Origin of the sequence: Geodermatophilus sabuli, assembly GCF_010686765.1 — a bacterium.
In the GTDB taxonomy this organism is placed as follows: Bacteria; Actinomycetota; Actinomycetes; order Mycobacteriales; family Geodermatophilaceae; genus Geodermatophilus; species Geodermatophilus sabuli_A.
In genome coordinates this window covers 70,158-85,364 of record NZ_JAAGWF010000010.1, presented here as the reverse complement: position 1 = coordinate 85,364, position 15,207 = coordinate 70,158, and the positions used below count along the sequence as shown (strand labels likewise).

At 75.8% G+C, this 15,207-nt stretch carries 16 protein-coding genes; 13 read left to right on the top strand and 3 right to left on the bottom strand.

The features are described 5' to 3' along the window. The first annotated feature begins 70 nt into the window (after positions 1–70). A complete protein-coding gene (locus GCU56_RS10880; RefSeq protein WP_163481751.1) occupies positions 71–778 on the top strand; it encodes a DUF1775 domain-containing protein in 708 nt (235 codons plus the stop codon). 6 nt (positions 779–784) lie between these two features. Here GCU56_RS10880 and GCU56_RS10875 read toward each other — a convergent pair whose 3' ends face one another. After that, positions 785–1,387 (bottom strand): GPP34 family phosphoprotein, encoded by a 603-nt coding sequence (locus GCU56_RS10875; RefSeq protein ID WP_163481750.1) that lies wholly within the window; start codon positions 1,385–1,387, stop codon positions 785–787. Between the two features lie 68 nt (positions 1,388–1,455). Between GCU56_RS10875 and rpe the strand changes: the two genes are divergently transcribed. From rpe to hisG, 7 genes are all read left to right on the top strand, one after another. Continuing rightward, complete coding sequence (rpe, locus tag GCU56_RS10870) at positions 1,456–2,127, top strand: ribulose-phosphate 3-epimerase (RefSeq protein ID WP_163481749.1); 672 nt, start codon at positions 1,456–1,458, stop codon at positions 2,125–2,127. Next, complete coding sequence (gene ribD / locus GCU56_RS10865) at positions 2,124–3,185, top strand: bifunctional diaminohydroxyphosphoribosylaminopyrimidine deaminase/5-amino-6-(5-phosphoribosylamino)uracil reductase RibD (protein WP_345771774.1); 1,062 nt, start codon at positions 2,124–2,126, stop codon at positions 3,183–3,185. The genes rpe and ribD overlap by 4 nt, the downstream gene beginning before the upstream one ends. 2 nt (positions 3,186–3,187) lie before the next feature. After that, complete coding sequence (locus GCU56_RS10860; protein ID WP_163481748.1) at positions 3,188–3,796, top strand: riboflavin synthase; 609 nt, start codon at positions 3,188–3,190, stop codon at positions 3,794–3,796. Beyond that, positions 3,793–5,103 (top strand): bifunctional 3,4-dihydroxy-2-butanone-4-phosphate synthase/GTP cyclohydrolase II, encoded by a 1,311-nt coding sequence (locus tag GCU56_RS10855; protein ID WP_163481747.1) that lies wholly within the window; start codon positions 3,793–3,795, stop codon positions 5,101–5,103. Before GCU56_RS10860 ends, GCU56_RS10855 begins: the two co-directional genes overlap by 4 nt. Continuing rightward, positions 5,100–5,627, top strand: a complete 528-nt coding sequence (ribH, locus tag GCU56_RS10850; protein ID WP_163481746.1) for a 6,7-dimethyl-8-ribityllumazine synthase — start codon at positions 5,100–5,102, stop codon at positions 5,625–5,627. The genes GCU56_RS10855 and ribH overlap by 4 nt, the downstream gene beginning before the upstream one ends. Continuing rightward, positions 5,624–5,887 carry a phosphoribosyl-ATP diphosphatase gene (locus GCU56_RS10845; RefSeq protein WP_163481745.1) on the top strand — a complete coding sequence of 88 codons (264 nt, stop codon included), beginning with the start codon at positions 5,624–5,626 and terminating at the stop codon, positions 5,885–5,887. Before ribH ends, GCU56_RS10845 begins: the two co-directional genes overlap by 4 nt. Before the next feature lie 92 nt (positions 5,888–5,979). After that, entirely contained in the window at positions 5,980–6,846 is an 867-nt protein-coding gene (gene hisG, locus GCU56_RS10840; protein WP_163481744.1) for an ATP phosphoribosyltransferase, read from the top strand. A 78-nt stretch (positions 6,847–6,924) separates the two neighbouring features. On the opposite strand, the gene GCU56_RS10835 is transcribed toward hisG, so the two are convergent. Further along, complete coding sequence (locus GCU56_RS10835; RefSeq protein WP_163481743.1) at positions 6,925–7,935, bottom strand: DUF2877 domain-containing protein; 1,011 nt, start codon at positions 7,933–7,935, stop codon at positions 6,925–6,927. A gap of 330 nt (positions 7,936–8,265) precedes the next feature. Here GCU56_RS10835 and GCU56_RS10830 point away from each other — a divergent pair, with 330 nt between their 5' ends. From GCU56_RS10830 to GCU56_RS10820, 3 genes are all read left to right on the top strand, one after another. Next, complete coding sequence (locus GCU56_RS10830; RefSeq protein ID WP_163481742.1) at positions 8,266–10,155, top strand: PucR family transcriptional regulator; 1,890 nt, start codon at positions 8,266–8,268, stop codon at positions 10,153–10,155. A 44-nt stretch (positions 10,156–10,199) separates the two neighbouring features. After that, positions 10,200–10,937 (top strand): DUF5995 family protein, encoded by a 738-nt coding sequence (locus tag GCU56_RS10825; protein ID WP_163481741.1) that lies wholly within the window; start codon positions 10,200–10,202, stop codon positions 10,935–10,937. Positions 10,938–11,016: 79 nt separating this feature from the next. Next, positions 11,017–11,775: an SDR family NAD(P)-dependent oxidoreductase gene (locus GCU56_RS10820; RefSeq protein ID WP_163481740.1), complete on the top strand. Its 759-nt coding sequence runs from the start codon at positions 11,017–11,019 to the stop codon at positions 11,773–11,775. Here the strand turns inward: GCU56_RS10820 and GCU56_RS10815 are convergent. Further along, a complete protein-coding gene (locus GCU56_RS10815; protein ID WP_345771773.1) occupies positions 11,772–13,319 on the bottom strand; it encodes a helix-turn-helix domain-containing protein in 1,548 nt (515 codons plus the stop codon). The genes GCU56_RS10820 and GCU56_RS10815 overlap by 4 nt on opposite strands. Positions 13,320–13,397: 78 nt before the next feature. On the opposite strand from GCU56_RS10815, the gene GCU56_RS10810 reads away from it, so the two are divergent. Beyond that, on the top strand, positions 13,398–14,162 hold the full coding sequence (locus GCU56_RS10810) for an SDR family oxidoreductase (RefSeq protein ID WP_163481739.1): 765 nt from the start codon (positions 13,398–13,400) through the stop codon (positions 14,160–14,162). Positions 14,163–14,252: 90 nt separating this feature from the next. Next, entirely contained in the window at positions 14,253–15,194 is a 942-nt protein-coding gene (locus GCU56_RS10805; RefSeq protein WP_163481738.1) for an EamA family transporter, read from the top strand. Positions 15,195–15,207 lie beyond the last annotated feature (13 nt).

The following is a 15,207-nucleotide window of genomic DNA, read 5'->3' as shown; positions in this document are numbered from 1 at the left end:
CTGACGCGTCATGCACCGGCCCGGCGGGGGGCCGTGGAACTCCGGCGGGGTCCCGAGCGACTACAGCGGCGTGAGCACCCTGCGCGTGGCCGTCCGCCGATCCCTCGCCACCGGTCTGCTGGCCGCCGTCCTGGTCGGCGCCGGCGCGGGGACGGCAGCCGCGCACGTCGAGGTCAGCGCGCCGGGTGCGGTGGCCGGCACCGGCCCGCTGACCGTGACCTTCTCGGCGGCGGCCGAGTCGTCCTCGTCCGGCATCGCCGGGATGCGCACCCAGCTGCCCGAGGGCATCGCCCCGGCCGACGTCACGCTCACCTCCGGACCGGCCGGCTGGACGCTCACCCCCACCGCCGACGGCTACGACGTCGGTGGACCCGCACTGCCGGTGGGGGCGGACCTCGAGTACGCGGTCACCGTCGCGCAGCTGCCGTTCGCGGTGACGGAGCTGGCCTTCCCGAGCATCCAGCGCTACGCCGACGGCAGCGAGGACGCCTGGATCGAGCGCCCCGCTCCCGGGGGACCCGAACCCGAGCAGCCGGCCCCGGTGATCAGCGTCGCGCCGGGTGCGCCGGCTCCGGCCACCACCGCGCCGGCCGTGCCGTCGCCGACGCCGGAGGCGCCGGCCCCCACGACCGACGCCGCACCGGCCACCACCCCCACCGCGGCCGCGTCCGACGACGGCGGGGTCAGCGGGGGATGGCTGGCCGGGATCGGCGTCCTGGTGCTCGCCGCGACCGCCGCCGCCGTGTGGTTCCGGCGTTCCCGCGCCGGCCGGGGCTGAGCGCGGTCAGAACGGGCCGAGGCCGGACGCCTCCACCGTGTACCGGTCCGCCGTCCGCCGGAGGTGGTCCACGACCGCCGTGGCGATCTCCTCGGCCGGGCCGGTCGCGGCGAGCACGGCCGCCGGCACGTACACGTCGGTGCCGCGCAGACCGGCGGTGGTGGCGAGGGCGGTGACGCAGGCGTCGGCCGGCGTCCACCCGGCGGGCTCCGCGGTCGCCGCCCGCTGCCGGTCGGCGACGGTGCGCTCGGGGGCGCGGTCGGTGTACCGCGGGCGCAGCAGCGGCCGGGTGACCTCCCACCGCCCCGCGGCGACGGCGGCCGCCGCGACGTCCCGCAGCCCCAGCCGGCGCTCGTCCAGCCAGCCGTCGAGCGATCGCTCGGGCTCGGCGCCGACGGCGGCCAGCAGCCGGTCGGCCGGCGGGAAGCCGGTGGGCGTCGGGTCGACGAGGATGCTGTCGGCCGCGGACTCGACCCGTCCGGCCAGCACCAGGTCCAGCAGCAGTCCGCCGCGGACGGCGTGCCCGCAGATCAGCCGGTCGCTGAGCCGGCCGCGCGCGTCCAGGCAGAGGGCGGCGACCCGGACGGCGATCCCGTCGGCGAGTTCCATCCCCGCAGGCTAGGTCCGGCGGCGCCCGTGCGGGGGGAGGCCCGGGTGCCCGCCTAGACTCGCCAGACGTGTCCCGCACCCCCCTGATCGCGCCCAGCCTGCTGTCGGCGGACTTCGCCCGGCTGGCCGAGGAGGCGCAGCGGGTCGCCGACGCGGACTGGCTGCACGTCGACGTCATGGACGCGCACTTCGTGCCGAACCTGACCCTCGGCCTGCCGGTGGTGCGGGCCCTGCAGGCGGTCAGCCCCGTGCCGCTGGACTGCCACCTGATGATCGAGGCCCCCGAGCGCTGGGCGCCGGGCTACGCCGAGGCCGGCGCCCGCAACGTCACCGTGCACGCCGAGGCCTGCACCGACCCCCGGGCGGTCGCCCGGGACCTGCGGGCCGCCGGGTCGCTCGCCGGCCTGGCGCTCAAGCCCGGCACCCCGCTGGAGACCCACCTCGACGTCCTGCGCGACTTCGACACCCTGCTGGTCATGACCGTGGAGCCCGGTTTCGGCGGGCAGGAGTTCATGGCCGAGGTGCTGCCCAAGGTGCGCCGGGCCCGCGAGCTGGTCGAGACCGGGCACCTGCGGCTGTTCGTCGAGGTCGACGGTGGCATCAACGCCGACACCATCGAGCAGGCCGCCGCGGCCGGTGCCGACGTGTTCGTGGCCGGCTCCGCCGTCTACGGCGCGGACGACCCCGCCGCGGCCATCGCGGGCCTGCGCGCGCAGGCCAGCGCGGCCGGGCAGGGGTGAGCGTCCCCGACGCCGAGCGGCGCGCCATGGCGCGGGCGCGGGACCTCGGTGCCGGCGTGCTGGGCACGACCAGTCCCAACCCGCCGGTCGGGGCCGTGGTGCTGGCCGCCGACGGGACCCCGGCCGGTGAGGGCGCCACCGCGCCGCCCGGCGGGCCGCACGCCGAGGTCGTCGCGCTGGCGCAGGCGGGCGAGCGGGCCCGGGGTGGCACCGCCGTGGTCACCCTCGAGCCGTGCGCGCACACCGGCCGGACCGGTCCCTGCGCCGACGCGCTGCTGGCCGCCGGCATCGCCCGGGTCGTCGTGGCCGTGCCGGAGCCGACGGAGCTGGCCGTCGGCGGCGCGGAGCGGCTGCGCGCCGCGGGCGTCGACGTCGAACTCGGTGTCGAGCAGGCCGAGGCCGAGGACGGTGCGCTGGCCGCCTGGCTCACCGGCGTCCGCCACCGGCGCCCGCACGTCGTGTGGAAGGTGGCCGGCACCCTGGACGGCCGGGTCGCCGCCGCCGACGGGAGCAGCCGCTGGGTCACCGGCGCGGAGGCCCGCGCCGCCGTCCACCGGCTGCGCGCCACCTGCGACGCGGTCCTCGTCGGCTCGGGCACCGCGCTGGCCGACGATCCCCAGCTGACCGTCCGCGGGCCCGACGGCACCGACGCCGACCGGCAGCCGCTGCGGGTGGTGCTCGACCGGCGCGGCCGGCTGCCGGCCACCGCCCGGGTCCTCGATGCCGCCGCCCCGACGCTCGTCAGCGCCGCGCCGGGGCCGCGGGAACTGCTGGCGCAGCTGTGGGAGCGGGACGTGCGGCGGGTGCTGCTCGAGGGCGGCCCCACGCTGGCCGCGGCCTTCCTCCGCGACGGTCTCGTCGACGAGGCGGTCGTGCACCTGGCGCCGAAGCTCCTGGGCTCCGGCGCCCCCCTCGTGGGCGACCTGGGAATCAGCGCGATCGTGGACGCGCTGACGCTGACGGTGGTCGACGTCACCCGGCTGGGCGGGGACGTGGCGATCCGGCTGCGACCGAACCGGCACACTGGTGCCGGTCGGACCGCGCACGGGAGGAGCTGAGGGTGTTCACCGGGATCGTCGAGGAGATGGGCACCCTGCTCGTCCGGGAGGACCAGCAGGACGCCGCCCGGCTGCGCATCCGGGCACGGAAGGCGCTCGAGGGCGTGGCCCTCGGCGACTCGATCGCCGTCAACGGCGTCTGCCTCACCGTCACCGGCGTCGACGACGACGTCTGGAGCACCGACGTCATGGCCGAGACGCTGCGCCGCAGCAGCCTGGGCGGCCTGTCCGACGGCGACCCGGTCAACCTCGAGCGCGCGGTCACCCCGCACGGCCGCCTGGGCGGCCACCTCGTGCAGGGGCACGTCGACGGCCTCGGCTCCGTGCTCACCCGGACGCCCAGCGAGCACTGGGAGGTCGTCCGGGTCGCGCTGCCCCGCGAGCTGGCCGGCTACGTGGTCGAGAAGGGCTCCATCGCGGTGGACGGCGTCTCGCTGACCGTCAGCGCGGTCAGCGCGGTCGACGACCCCGGACCCTGGTTCGAGATCAGCCTCATCCCCACCACCCTGCGCGAGACCACGCTCGGGACGGTTGCTCCGGGGAGCCCGGTCAACCTGGAGGTCGACGTGATCGCCAAGTACGTGGAACGCCTGATGGGAGCACGCCGGTGAGTGGGCCCACGACACGGCTGGACTCCATCGAGGACGCGATCGCCGCGGTCAAGCGGGGCCGGCCGGTCGTCGTCATCGACGACGAGGACCGCGAGAACGAGGGCGACCTGATCTTCGCCAGCGAGCTGGCCACGCCGGAGCTGGTGGCGTTCATGGTCCGCTACACGTCGGGCTACATCTGCGTCTCGGTCACCGAGGCCGACGCCGACCGGCTGGACCTGCCGCCGATGTTCCGGGTCAACCAGGACCGCCGCGGCACCGCCTACACCGTCACCGTCGACGCCCGCGAGGGCGTGACCACCGGCATCTCCGCCTCGGACCGGGCGCACACCATCCGGCTGCTCGCCGACGCCGAGACCACCTCGGCCGACCTGGCGCGGCCCGGGCACATCGTCCCGCTGCGGGCCAAGGACGGCGGCGTCCTGCGCCGGCCCGGGCACACCGAGGCCGCCGTCGACCTCGCGATCCTCGCCGGCCTGCGGCCCTCGGGGACGCTGTGCGAGCTGGTGAGCGAGAAGGACCCCACCGGCATGGCCCGCGGCGACGAGCTGCGGGTGTTCGCCGACGAGCACGACCTGTGCCTGGTCTCCATCGCCGACCTCATCGCCTACCGCAAGCGCTTCGACAAGCTGGTCGAGCGGGTCGCCGAGGCGACCGTGCCGCTGGAGCCGGGCACCTTCACCGCCGTCGGCTACCGCAGCTCCTACGACGACCGGGAGCACGTCGCCTTCGTCTACGGCGACATCGGCGACGGCGAGGACGTCCTGGTGCGGGTGCACTCCGAGTGCCTCACCGGCGACGTGTTCGGGTCGCTGCGCTGTGACTGCGGTCCCCAGCTGCAGGCGGCGCTGACCGCGGTCGCGCTGGAGGGCCGCGGCGTCGTCCTCTACATCCGGGGCCACGAGGGCCGGGGGATCGGCCTGCTGCACAAGCTGCAGGCCTACCAACTCCAGGACGCCGGCGTGGACACTGTCGACGCCAACCTCGACCTCGGTCTGCCCGCCGACGCCCGTGACTACGGCACCGGCGCGCAGATCCTGGTCGACCTGGGCGTGCACACCATGCGGCTGCTCACCAACAACCCGGCCAAGCGGGCCGGGCTGGAGGGGTACGGCCTCAAGATCAGCGGCCGGGTGCCGCTGCCCAGCCACGTGACGGCGGAGAACCTCGCCTACCTGCGCACCAAGCGCGACCGGATGGGCCACCTGCTCGACATCATCGAGCCCGAGACCGAGGCCGGTCCCGCCGACGTCCCCACCGTGCCGGGCACCGACGTGCCCCTCCACCAGCAGGAGCAGCCGCTGTGAGCAGGGACGGCGCCCCCGAGGCGCAGCCGGTCGACGCGGCGGGCCTGACCCTCGGCATCGTCGCCACCACCTGGCACGCGGAGCTCACCGGCGCGCTGCTGGAGCGGGCGGTCGCCGCCGCGCGCGCCTGCGGGATCGCCGAGCCGACCGTGGTCCGGGTGCCCGGCGCGGTGGAGCTCCCGGTCGTGGCGCAGGCGCTCACGGAGCGGCACGACGCCGTCGTCGCCCTCGGTGTCGTCGTCCGGGGTGGGACGCCGCACTTCGAGTACGTCTGCGACGCCGTCACCGCCGGCCTCACCCGGGTGGCCCTCGACGCGGGCCGCCCGGTCGGCAACGGCGTCCTGACCTGCGACACCGAGCAGCAGGCGCGCGACCGCGCCGGACTGCCCGGGTCGGCGGAGGACAAGGGCTGGGAGGCGGCGGTGGCGGCGCTGGCCACGGCACTGACGCTGCGTGACCTGCGGGGTCCGCAGCGGGCCACCGGCTTCTCGGTGACCCCGGCCGCCGGCGGGGGGCGGGCGTGAAGTCCTTCGACCAGCTCTTCGCCGAGCTCTCCGCGAAGGTGGCCGCCGGCGACCCCGCGTCCGGCACCGTCGCTGCCGTCGCCGACGGCGTGCACGCGGCCGGCAAGAAGGTGGTCGAGGAGGCCGCGGAGTCCTGGATGGCCGCCGAGCACGAGGGGGAGGAGCGGACGGCGGAGGAGATCAGCCAGCTGCTCTACCGCGTCCAGGTCCTCATGCTCGCCCGCGGGCTCTCCCTCGACGACGTGTACGCCCACCTCTGAAAGAGGACCCTCGCGCCCCCCACGGCACGCTCCGCGCGCCGCGGGGCCCTGCGCGAGGGCCGTTCCATCCGCTCACCGAAGGAGACGAGACAGTGCTGCGCATCGCCGTGCCCAACAAGGGCGTCCTGAGCGAGCCCGCGGCGGAGATGCTCGCCGAGAGCGGCTACCGCCAGCGCCGCAGCACCAAGGACCTCGCCGTCTACGACCCCGACAGCGACACGGAGTTCTTCTACCTGAGGCCACGGGACATCGCCGTCTACGTCGCTGCCGGCACGCTCGACGTCGGCATCACCGGCCGCGACATGCTGCTCGAGACCGCTCCGGCCGACGGCGAGGGCGCGGCTGCCGTGGAGGTCATGCCGCTGGGGTTCGGCCGGTCGTCGTTCCGGTTCGCGACCCCGCTCGAGTCCGGCATCGAGCAGGTCGACCAGCTCGCCGGCAAGCGGATCGCCACCGCCTACCCGGTCCTGCTGCGGCGCTACCTGGAGGAGAAGGGCATCGTCGCCGGGGTGGTCAAGCTCGACGGCGCGGTCGAGACCGCCTGCCGGCTCGGTGTCGCCGACGCCGTCTGCGACGTGGTCGAGACCGGGACGACGCTGCGCGCGGCCGGGCTGCACATCATCGGCGAGCCGGTGCTCAGCAGCGAGGCGATCCTGGTCCGCCGCGAGGGCGCGGAGGAGATCCCGGCCGTGGCCCAGCTCCGCCGCCGGCTGCGCGGGGTGCTCGTGGCCCGGCAGTACGTGCTGCTGGACTACGACTGCCCCAACGAGCTGCTGGCGCAGGCCACGGCGCTCACCCCGGGCCTGGAGGGCCCCACGGTGAGCCCGCTGCAGACCCAGGGCTGGTCGGCGGTGCGGGCGATGGTCGCCCAGACCGACACCAACCGGGTCATGGACGAGCTCTGGGAGCTCGGCGCCCGCGCCATCCTCGTCACGAGCATCCACGCCTGCCGGCTGTGAGAGAGGGCCGCCGTGCCCCCCGCCGCTCGCACCTCGCGACGGGGCCCGGCACGGCGGCCGACCTCACTGGCCGGCATCTCAGCGCGGGCGGGTGGTCCGGTCGACGAGGTCGATCGCGGTGCACAGCCCCAGTGCCAGGGCGCGCCCGCTGGTCGAGCCGGTGGCCAGCAGACCGGCGATCGCCGGACCCAGCGGCCGCTCGCCGACCAGGCCCTGCAGCACCGCGGCGTACTCGCCGCTGACCCGCCCGGCCGCCGCGTGTCGCAGCAGCGCCCGCGAGAGCTCCGTCGTGCGGCCGGCGGCCAGCGCGTAGACCCCGGCGGAGAACCGGTCGGCGGCCGGGTGACCCAGCAGGACCAGGCCGGCCATCGTCCCGGCCATCACGTCGTCCCCGGCCGGCGTCAGCCCGGGGCCGAGGCCCACGAGCCGGACGGCGGTGCGGAGGGCGGCGTCGAGGTCGGCCCGGCGGACGGCGCCGCGCAGCGCGGCCAGTGGACCGCCCGGGCCGGCCGGCAGGCCGGGGAGGGTGAAGGCGCTGTGCGGCACGCCCTCGCCGTACAGGGCGTTGCGCAGCTGGCGGACACCCTCGGGCAGCAGCGCCGGGCGGGGACTGGGCAGCCGCGGGTGCGGGTCCCACCACGCCGCGGCGCTGACGGCGAGGTCGCCGACGACGATCCGCCCGCCCCCCACCTCGGCCGGTGCGTCGCTGGGGAGGGCCACGAGCGGGCGGCCGTTGCTGGGCCGGAAGAGGACGCAGCCCAGCGGCAGCCGGGCGGCGTCGCTGGTCAGCACCCCGACCACGTCGCCGCCGCGCTCGCCCGGCACGTGCAGGTAGACGGCGGCCGGGACGCTGAGCAGCACGCGGGCCGGGCGGACCGGCCCACGCAGCAGCTCGGCGACGCCCGTGCTCGCCGAGGCGGGCACCGCGGTGGCGGCGCGGGCGGGCGGCGTGGTGCGAGCGGTGGCCTGGGCGGACTCGCGCGGCAGGGGGATCGTGGGGACCCCGGCGCGAGCGGCGCGCCCGCGCGGGGAGGATGGGGCCTCGGGGCGGGAGCCCCCTGGGCCGGCGGTCTCGTGGATCGTGCGCATGGCGGCCTCTTCACCTGAGAGCTTCGGGAGGCACCGTCGGCTCGAGACCCCCCGCCCGGGGCCGTCCCGCTCGCCAGAGGAGTGCGGCGGCACCGGGGGCGCGGTGACCGGCCTACCATCCTGCGGGCGGAGTGGAACCGGGCTTCGAACCTAAGCGGCGCGTCGCATGCCCTCGTATGGCGGAAGTCGCCAAGAATGGGGACGTTGGTCCAGGCACTCCTGACAGGATGCCGTGGTACGCCGTCCATAACGGCAACTCGGAAGGTGGACGCCGTGACCCAGGGTGAGACCTCCCTCACTTTGACCACCCAGGGTGACAGAGCAGTCTCCATGCGTGGGTACTTCTCCACAGCGGGAGGACAGGTCACCGAACGCCGTCCCGGTCGCACCAGCTGGCAGGAACGCATGGGTCTGACCCTCGACGAGGCACTCCGCCTGCCCGGTCTCGCGGGGACGGAGGTGGTGGCCGGCGCCGGCGGGCTGGAGCGGGTGCTGCGGCACATGGTGGTCGACGACCCCGCCGATCCGCTGGCCGTGGCCGGCCCCGACGTCCTCGTCGTCCTCGGTGCCCGGCTGCCCCCGGCCGACGTCACCAACTGCCGCGCGCTGGTCGAGCGGCTGGACTCGATGGGCACCGCCGCGCTGGCCTACCGCCGCACCGAGGGTCCGGCCCCGGTGCCCGACGAGGTGCTCGCCGAGGCCGACCGCCGGGCGCTGCCGGTGCTGGCGATGCCGGCCGCCGTGCGGCTGGACGAGATCGTCTCCGAGGTGCTCGGCGCGGTCGTCGCCAAGCAGAGCGAGGCCCTGGCGCTGTCGTTCCGCATGCACGACCAGTTCATCGACGTCGCGCTCAGCGGCGGTGGACTGGCCGAGGTGACCGACCAGCTCGCGGTCTTCCTGGACGGTGCCGCCGTCCTCGGGCTCGGGCCCGACCGGGAGATCGTCACCTCGGCGGGACCACCCGAGGACGTCGCCGAGATCAGCGACTGGCTGTGGCTCCTCGACGCCGAGGCCGAGGACGAGATGGCCCTGATGGCGCCCTCCCGCCGGCTCTCCGGCGTCCGTGCCGACCAGACGGTGGTCACCCCAGCCGACGTGCTCGCCGACGCCGACCTCTCGCCGGCCGACGGCATCCTGCTCGTCCCGGGCCACCACGAGCTGCCCGGCGGGGTCGGGGAGTACGCGGTCGCGCCGATCATGGCCGGTGACCAGCGCCAGGGCTGGCTGGTCGCCGTCCACCGCAGCGGCCCGATGATGGTCGGTGCCGGGGGTGTGCTCGAGCGCGCCGCGGTCGTCTCCGCGCTCTCGGTCATCCGCCAGCAGGCCGTGCACTCGGTGGAGCTGCGCTTCCAGGGCGACCTGGTCCGCCGGCTGGTCGCGGGGGCGTTGCGGCACACCGAGCGGGCGCTGGCCCAGACCCGGTCGTTCGGCTGGCGCCTGGACGGGCCCGTCGTCGTCCTGGTCACCGCCACCGAGACGGCGGCCGACGCCCACGCCGACCCCACCCGGGCCCTGGACGTCCTCGACCGGCTGGCCGACGGCTGGCGGGCCGCGCTGGAGTCGGAGGTGTCGGGCGCGGCCGTGGCGGGGCTGTCCACGGAGATCGTCACCGTGCTGCCGCTCGACGGCCGTACGCCGGAGGAGATCAGCTCGCTGGTGTCGGCGGTGACCTCGCGGGTCAACGCGCGCGTGCGCCGGGTCGGCCGGGTGCTCGGCACGGGCATCGGCCGCCCGGCCGGCTCGCTCTCGGCGCTGGGCGAGGCACACCAGCAGGCGCAGCGGGCCCTCGGCGTCGGCCAGGAGATCCACGGGACGCAGGCGGTCACCCACTTCGACCAGCTGGGCGTGTTCCGGCTGCTGTCGCTCATCCCCGACAGCACCGAGTTGCGCAACTACGTCGACGAGGTCCTGGGGTCGCTGGCCGATGCCTCCGACGCGGACTCCGCCGACCTGCGGGAGACGCTGCGGGTGCTGCTGGAGACCAACCTGAACGTCGCGGAGTCCGCGCGCCGGCTGCACTTCCACTACAACACGATGCGCTACCGGATCGGCAAGCTGGAGCGGCTGCTCGGGCCGTTCACCACCGACCCGACCCTGCGGCTGAACCTGCTCCTCGCGCTGCACGCGGCGCGCATGCGGGGCCTGGACCAGCCGCACCGCCCGCCGGTGGACGCCGCCCTCGCCCTGCCCCCGGACGAGGGCCTGGACGCGCTCGCCTGAGCCCGGTCGTCCGGTCCCCGGCCGGTGTCGGCAGGATCGGCGGTGTGACGGCTGCCGTGGACGCCCTGGTGGCGCGCATGGCCGCGCTCCTGGCACCGCTGGAGGCCGACCGCGACCCCGCCCGGTTCTTCCTCGCCACCTATCTGCGCACCACGCAGGCGGTGGGCGTCGCCATCGACGCCGGCGAGTTCGAGGACGCCGCCTGGGTGAGCGCGTGGGACGTCGACTTCGCCGGCCTGTACCTCGACGCCCTGGCCGCCCACCGCCGTGACCCGGCCGCGCCACCCCGGCCGTGGCGGCAGGCCTTCGGGGCGCGGCCGGACCTGCCGCCCGAGGCCCACGTGCTGCTCGGCATGAACGCCCACATCAACTTCGACCTGCCGCAGTCCCTGGTGCGGGTCATCCCGCCGGCCGGCTTCGACGACCCGGACGTGGCGTCGCTGCGGCGGCGCGACCACGAGCGGATCGACCGGGTGCTGGCCTCCCGCGTCGCCGCCGAGGACGCCGAGCTGCACCGGGCCGGCGGGCGGCGGACGCGGCTGGACCGCCTGCTGTCGCCGGCCAACCGGACGGCCAGCCAGGTGTTCCTGCGCGAGTCCCGGCGGAAGGTGTGGGCCAACGCCCGGGAACTGGACGCCGCCCGGCGCCGGGGTCCCGACGCCTACGCCCGCCGCCTGGCCGAGCTGGAGGCGGCGGCCGCGGCCCGGGTGGGCGACCTGCTGCGCCCGGGGCCGGTGCTGCTGCGGCTGGCCGTCCGCGGCTTCGGCGTCACGTTGCGCTGAGCTCCCGGCGCGCCGGTCGCGCCGGCATCGGCGAGGCTGGGGCGGAGGCCGCGCCCGGGGGCCCGCGAGGAGGATCCGCATGACCGAGGTCGCCCGACCGCTCGACGGCGAGGTCGCCCTGGTGACGGGGGCGTCCTCGGGCATCGGCGAGGCCACGGCGCTGGCACTGGCGCAGGCCGGGGCCGCCGTCGCGATCGGTGCCCGGCGGGTGGACCGGCTCGACGCGCTCGCCTCCCGGCTCTCCGCCAGCGGCGCCCGGGTGCTGACCCTGCCGCTCGACGTCACCGACGAGCGGGCCTGCGCGGACGCGGTCGACCGGACCCGCAGCGAGCTCGGCGGTCTCGACGTCCTGGTGAACAACGCCGGCGTGATGCTGCTGGGCACGATCGTCGGCGCCGACCCCGAGGACTGGCGGCGGATGGTGTCGACCAACGTGCTGGGCCTGATGTACATGACGCACGCGGCCATCGACGGCATGGTCGAGCAGGGCTCCGGCGACGTCGTGAACATCTCCAGCGTCGCCGGGCGGACCGCACGCAAGGGCGCCGGGGTCTACAACGCCAGCAAGTGGGCGGTCAACGCCTTCAGCGAGTCACTGCGCCAGGAGGTGACCGCCCGCGGCGTCCGGATCTCCCTGGTCGAGCCCGGCGCGGTGGCGACCGAACTGTCCAGCCACATCACCCAGCCCGAGGCGCGGGAGGCCTCCCGCCAGATGGCCCAGGGCATGCGCACGCTGCAGGCCGAGGACGTCGCCCGCGCGATCGTCTACGTGGTGACGCAGCCCCCGCACGTGGCGGTCAACGAGGTGCTGGTCCGCCCCACCGACCAGGAGCGTTAATCCCGGAACACCTCGATCGAGGCGCCCATCTCGACCAGCCGCTCGTAGAGCTGTTCGTAGCCGCGGGCGATGATGTCGACGTTGCGCAGCACCGACGTCCCCTTGGCCGCCAGCATCGCCAGCAGGATGCAGACGGCCGGCCGCAGGGCGGGCGGGCAGACCACCTCGGCGCTGGACCAGCGGGTCGGGCCGGTGACGAGCACCCGGTGCGGGTCGAGCAGCCGGACGTCGGCACCCAGCCGGGTCAGGTCGGACAGGTGGATGGCCCGGTTGTCGTAGACCCAGTCGTGGATGAGCGTCGACCCGGACGCCGCGGCCGCGATGACCGCGAAGAACGGCAGGTTGTCGATGTTCAGGCCGGGGAACGGCATCGGGTGGATCTTGTCGATCGGGGCCTTGAGCTGGGACGGGGAGATGGTCACGTCCGCCAGCCGGGTGTGCCCGTTGTCGGCGCGGTACTCCGGGGACAGCGAGTAGCGCAGGCCCATCTCGGCCAGGACGGCCAGCTCGATCTCGAGGAACTCGATCGGGGCGCGGCGGACGGTCAGCTCCGAGCCGGTGACGATGCCGGCGGTCAGCAGGCTCATCGCCTCGACCGGGTCCTCGCTGATCGTGTAGTCCACGTCTGCGTCGAGCACCGCCCGTCCGTGCACGACGAGGGTGGTGGTGCCCAGGCCCTCGATGCGCACCCCGAGCAGCTGCAGGTACAGCACCAGGTCGTGGACCATGTAGTTCGAGCTGGCGTTGCGGATGGTCGTCGTCCCGCCGGACCGGGCCGCGGCCAGCAGCGCGTTCTCGGTGACGGTGTCGCCGCGCTCGGTCAGCACGATGGTGCGGTCGACCGCGGTCGGCGCGGTGACGGTGGCGTGGTACTCGCCGGCCCTCGCCTCGATCGCCAGGCCGAAGGGCCGCAGCGCGATCATGTGCGGCTCCACGGTGCGGGTGCCCAGGTCGCAGCCGCCGGCGTAGGGCAGGTCGAAGGTGGGCGCGCGGTGCAGCAGCGGGCCCAGGAACATGATGATGCTGCGGGTCCGGCGCGCGGCGTCGGCGTCGATGCCGGCGAGGTCGAGCTCCGCCGGGACGACGAGGGTCAGGTCGCGGCCGGCGTCGTCCCAGGTGGCGGCCACGCCGATGGACCGCAGCACGTCGAGGATCCGCTCGACCTCCACGATCCGGGCGACGTTGCGCAGCGTCGTCCGGCCGCGGTTGAGCAGCGCGGCGCACAGCAGTGCCACGGCGGCGTTCTTCGACGACTTCACGGTGACACCACCGTGCAGCGGGGTGCCGCCGGTGACCCGCAGGTGGGCCGGGCCGGCCGGCCCGACGCTGATCAGCTCGCTGCCCAGGGCCTCGGACAGCCGGCCCAGCAGCTCGAGGGTGAGGTTCTGGCCGCCCTGCTCGATGCGGGCGACGGCGCTCTGGCTCGTGCCCAGCCGGTCGGCGAGCTCGAGCTGGGTGAGCCCGCGGTGGCGGCGCGCGTCGCGGACCAGCAGTCCCACCCGCCGCATCGTGGTGTCGGGCGGGAGGGTGTCGAGGGCCGTCACGGGCGCGACGCTATCTCGCATGTGAGATGACGCCGGGAGGGCGCGCCGAGGACGGACCCGTCCGGCCAGACTGGGGACATGGACGTCGTCATCACCGGGGGAACGGGCCGGCTGGGCCCACGCGTGGCCGAGCACCTGCAGGGGACGGCGTCGCGGGTGCGGCTGATGTCTCGGCGGGGCACCGGTCCCGGCGGCGTGCGGGGGGACCTGGCCACCGGCCGCGACCTGGCACCGGCGCTGGCGGGCGCCGAGGTCGTGGTGCACGCCGCCAGCGACCCGCGCGGGGACTACTGGCAGACCGACGTCGCCGGCACCCGCCGGCTGGTGCAGGCGGTCGACCGGGACCGGCTGCGGCACCTGGTGTACGTCTCGATCGTCGGGGTCGACCGCATCCCCTTCGGCTACTACCACGCCAAGTTCGCCGCCGAGCAGGTGCTGCTGGCCTCGGGGCTGCCGGTGACCCTGCTGCGGATCACCCAGTTCCACGACTTCGTCGACGAGCTGCTGAGCACTGCCCGCCGCGGGCCGGTGCTCCCGGTGCCCATGGGCTGGCGGGCGCAGCCGGTCGACGTCGGCGAGGCGGCCGCCCGCACCGCCGAGGTGGCCGCCGGCCCACCCGCGGGGGACGTCGTCGAGTACGCCGGGCCCGAGGAGCTGACCGCCGCGGAACTCGCGCGCGCGTGGTCGGCGGCGCGCGAGCCCAACGCGCGGGTGGTCGCCACCCCGGTCCCCGGCCGGCTGTCCAGCGCGTTCCGGGACGGCGCGGCCCTGCCCTCGGGCGGCACCCGCGGACGGCGCACCTACGCCGAGCACCTGCAGGGACAGGGCCCCCATCCGGCGTAGCGCAGCACTCCTGCCGGATCCCGCAACGGAGCAGACGGCGTCCGAAACCCGCCGGAGTCCGGTCGGCAGCGCGCCCTATCGTCGCCAGACGTGCGCACCCCTCCCACCGCTCCGTCCCGCCTCGCCGTCCCGGTGCTGGCCGCCGTCGTGGTCACGCTGCTGGCGTGGGCCTCGGCGTTCGTCGCCATCCGCGGGGTGGGGGCGGACCTCTCACCCGGCGCGCTGGCGCTGGGCCGGCTGGTGGTGGGGACAGCGGTCCTCGCCGTCCTGCTGGCCGTCTCGCGCCGCGGCTGGGTGCGACCGACCTGGCGGGAGTGGCGGCTGCTGGCGGTCTGCGGCGTCGGCTGGTTCGGCGTCTACAACGTCGCCCTCAACGCCGCCGAGCAGCACCTGGACGCCGGCACGACGGCGATGCTGGTCAACATCGGCCCGATCCTGATCGCGCTGTTCGCAGGACTGTGGCTGGGGGAGGGCTTCCCGCCCCGGCTGGTCGCCGGCATCGGCGTCGCGTTCGCCGGGGTGCTGCTCATCGGGCTGGCCACGCGCGGCGCCGACGCCGACGTGCTGGGCATCGTCCTCTGCGTGGTCGCGGCGGTGACCTACGCCGCGGGGGTCGTCGCGCAGAAGCCGTTGCTGCGCCGGCTGCCGCCCCTGCAGGTGACCTCCACCGCCTGCGCCATCGGGGCGGTCTGCACCCTGCCGTGGGCCGGCCAGCTCGTCGGTGAGCTGGGGGACGCCCCGGCCGGCTCGATCGCGGGCATGGTCTACCTGGGCGTGGTGCCGACGGCGCTGGCGTTCAGCACCTGGGCCTTCGCGCTGTCGCGGATGGACGCCGGGACCCTCGGCGTGACGACCTACCTGGTGCCGCCGCTGGTCATCGCCCTCGGCTGGCTGCTGCTCGACGAGGTGCCGCCGGCACTGGCCGTGGTGGGTGGCGCGGTCTGCCTGGCCGGCGTCGCGCTGTCCCGGTGGCGCCGCCGCGCGCCGGTCGCGGCGGTCCCGGAGAGCAGGGAGGCCGGAGCCGGGGTCTGACCGACCCACCCCC

What these genes read in the sequence shown, in the direction of transcription:
- GCU56_RS10830 (WP_163481742.1), top strand. Translation starts at nt 8,266, where the DNA reads ATGCGTGGGTACTTCTCCACAGCGGGAGGACAGGTCACCGAACGCCGT.
- GCU56_RS10810 (WP_163481739.1), top strand. Translation starts at nt 13,398, where the DNA reads ATGGACGTCGTCATCACCGGGGGAACGGGCCGGCTGGGCCCACGCGTG.
- GCU56_RS10875 (WP_163481750.1), bottom strand. Translation starts at nt 1,387, where the DNA reads ATGGAACTCGCCGACGGGATCGCCGTCCGGGTCGCCGCCCTCTGCCTG.
- GCU56_RS10835 (WP_163481743.1), bottom strand. Translation starts at nt 7,935, where the DNA reads ATGCGCACGATCCACGAGACCGCCGGCCCAGGGGGCTCCCGCCCCGAG.
- GCU56_RS10820 (WP_163481740.1), top strand. Translation starts at nt 11,017, where the DNA reads ATGACCGAGGTCGCCCGACCGCTCGACGGCGAGGTCGCCCTGGTGACG.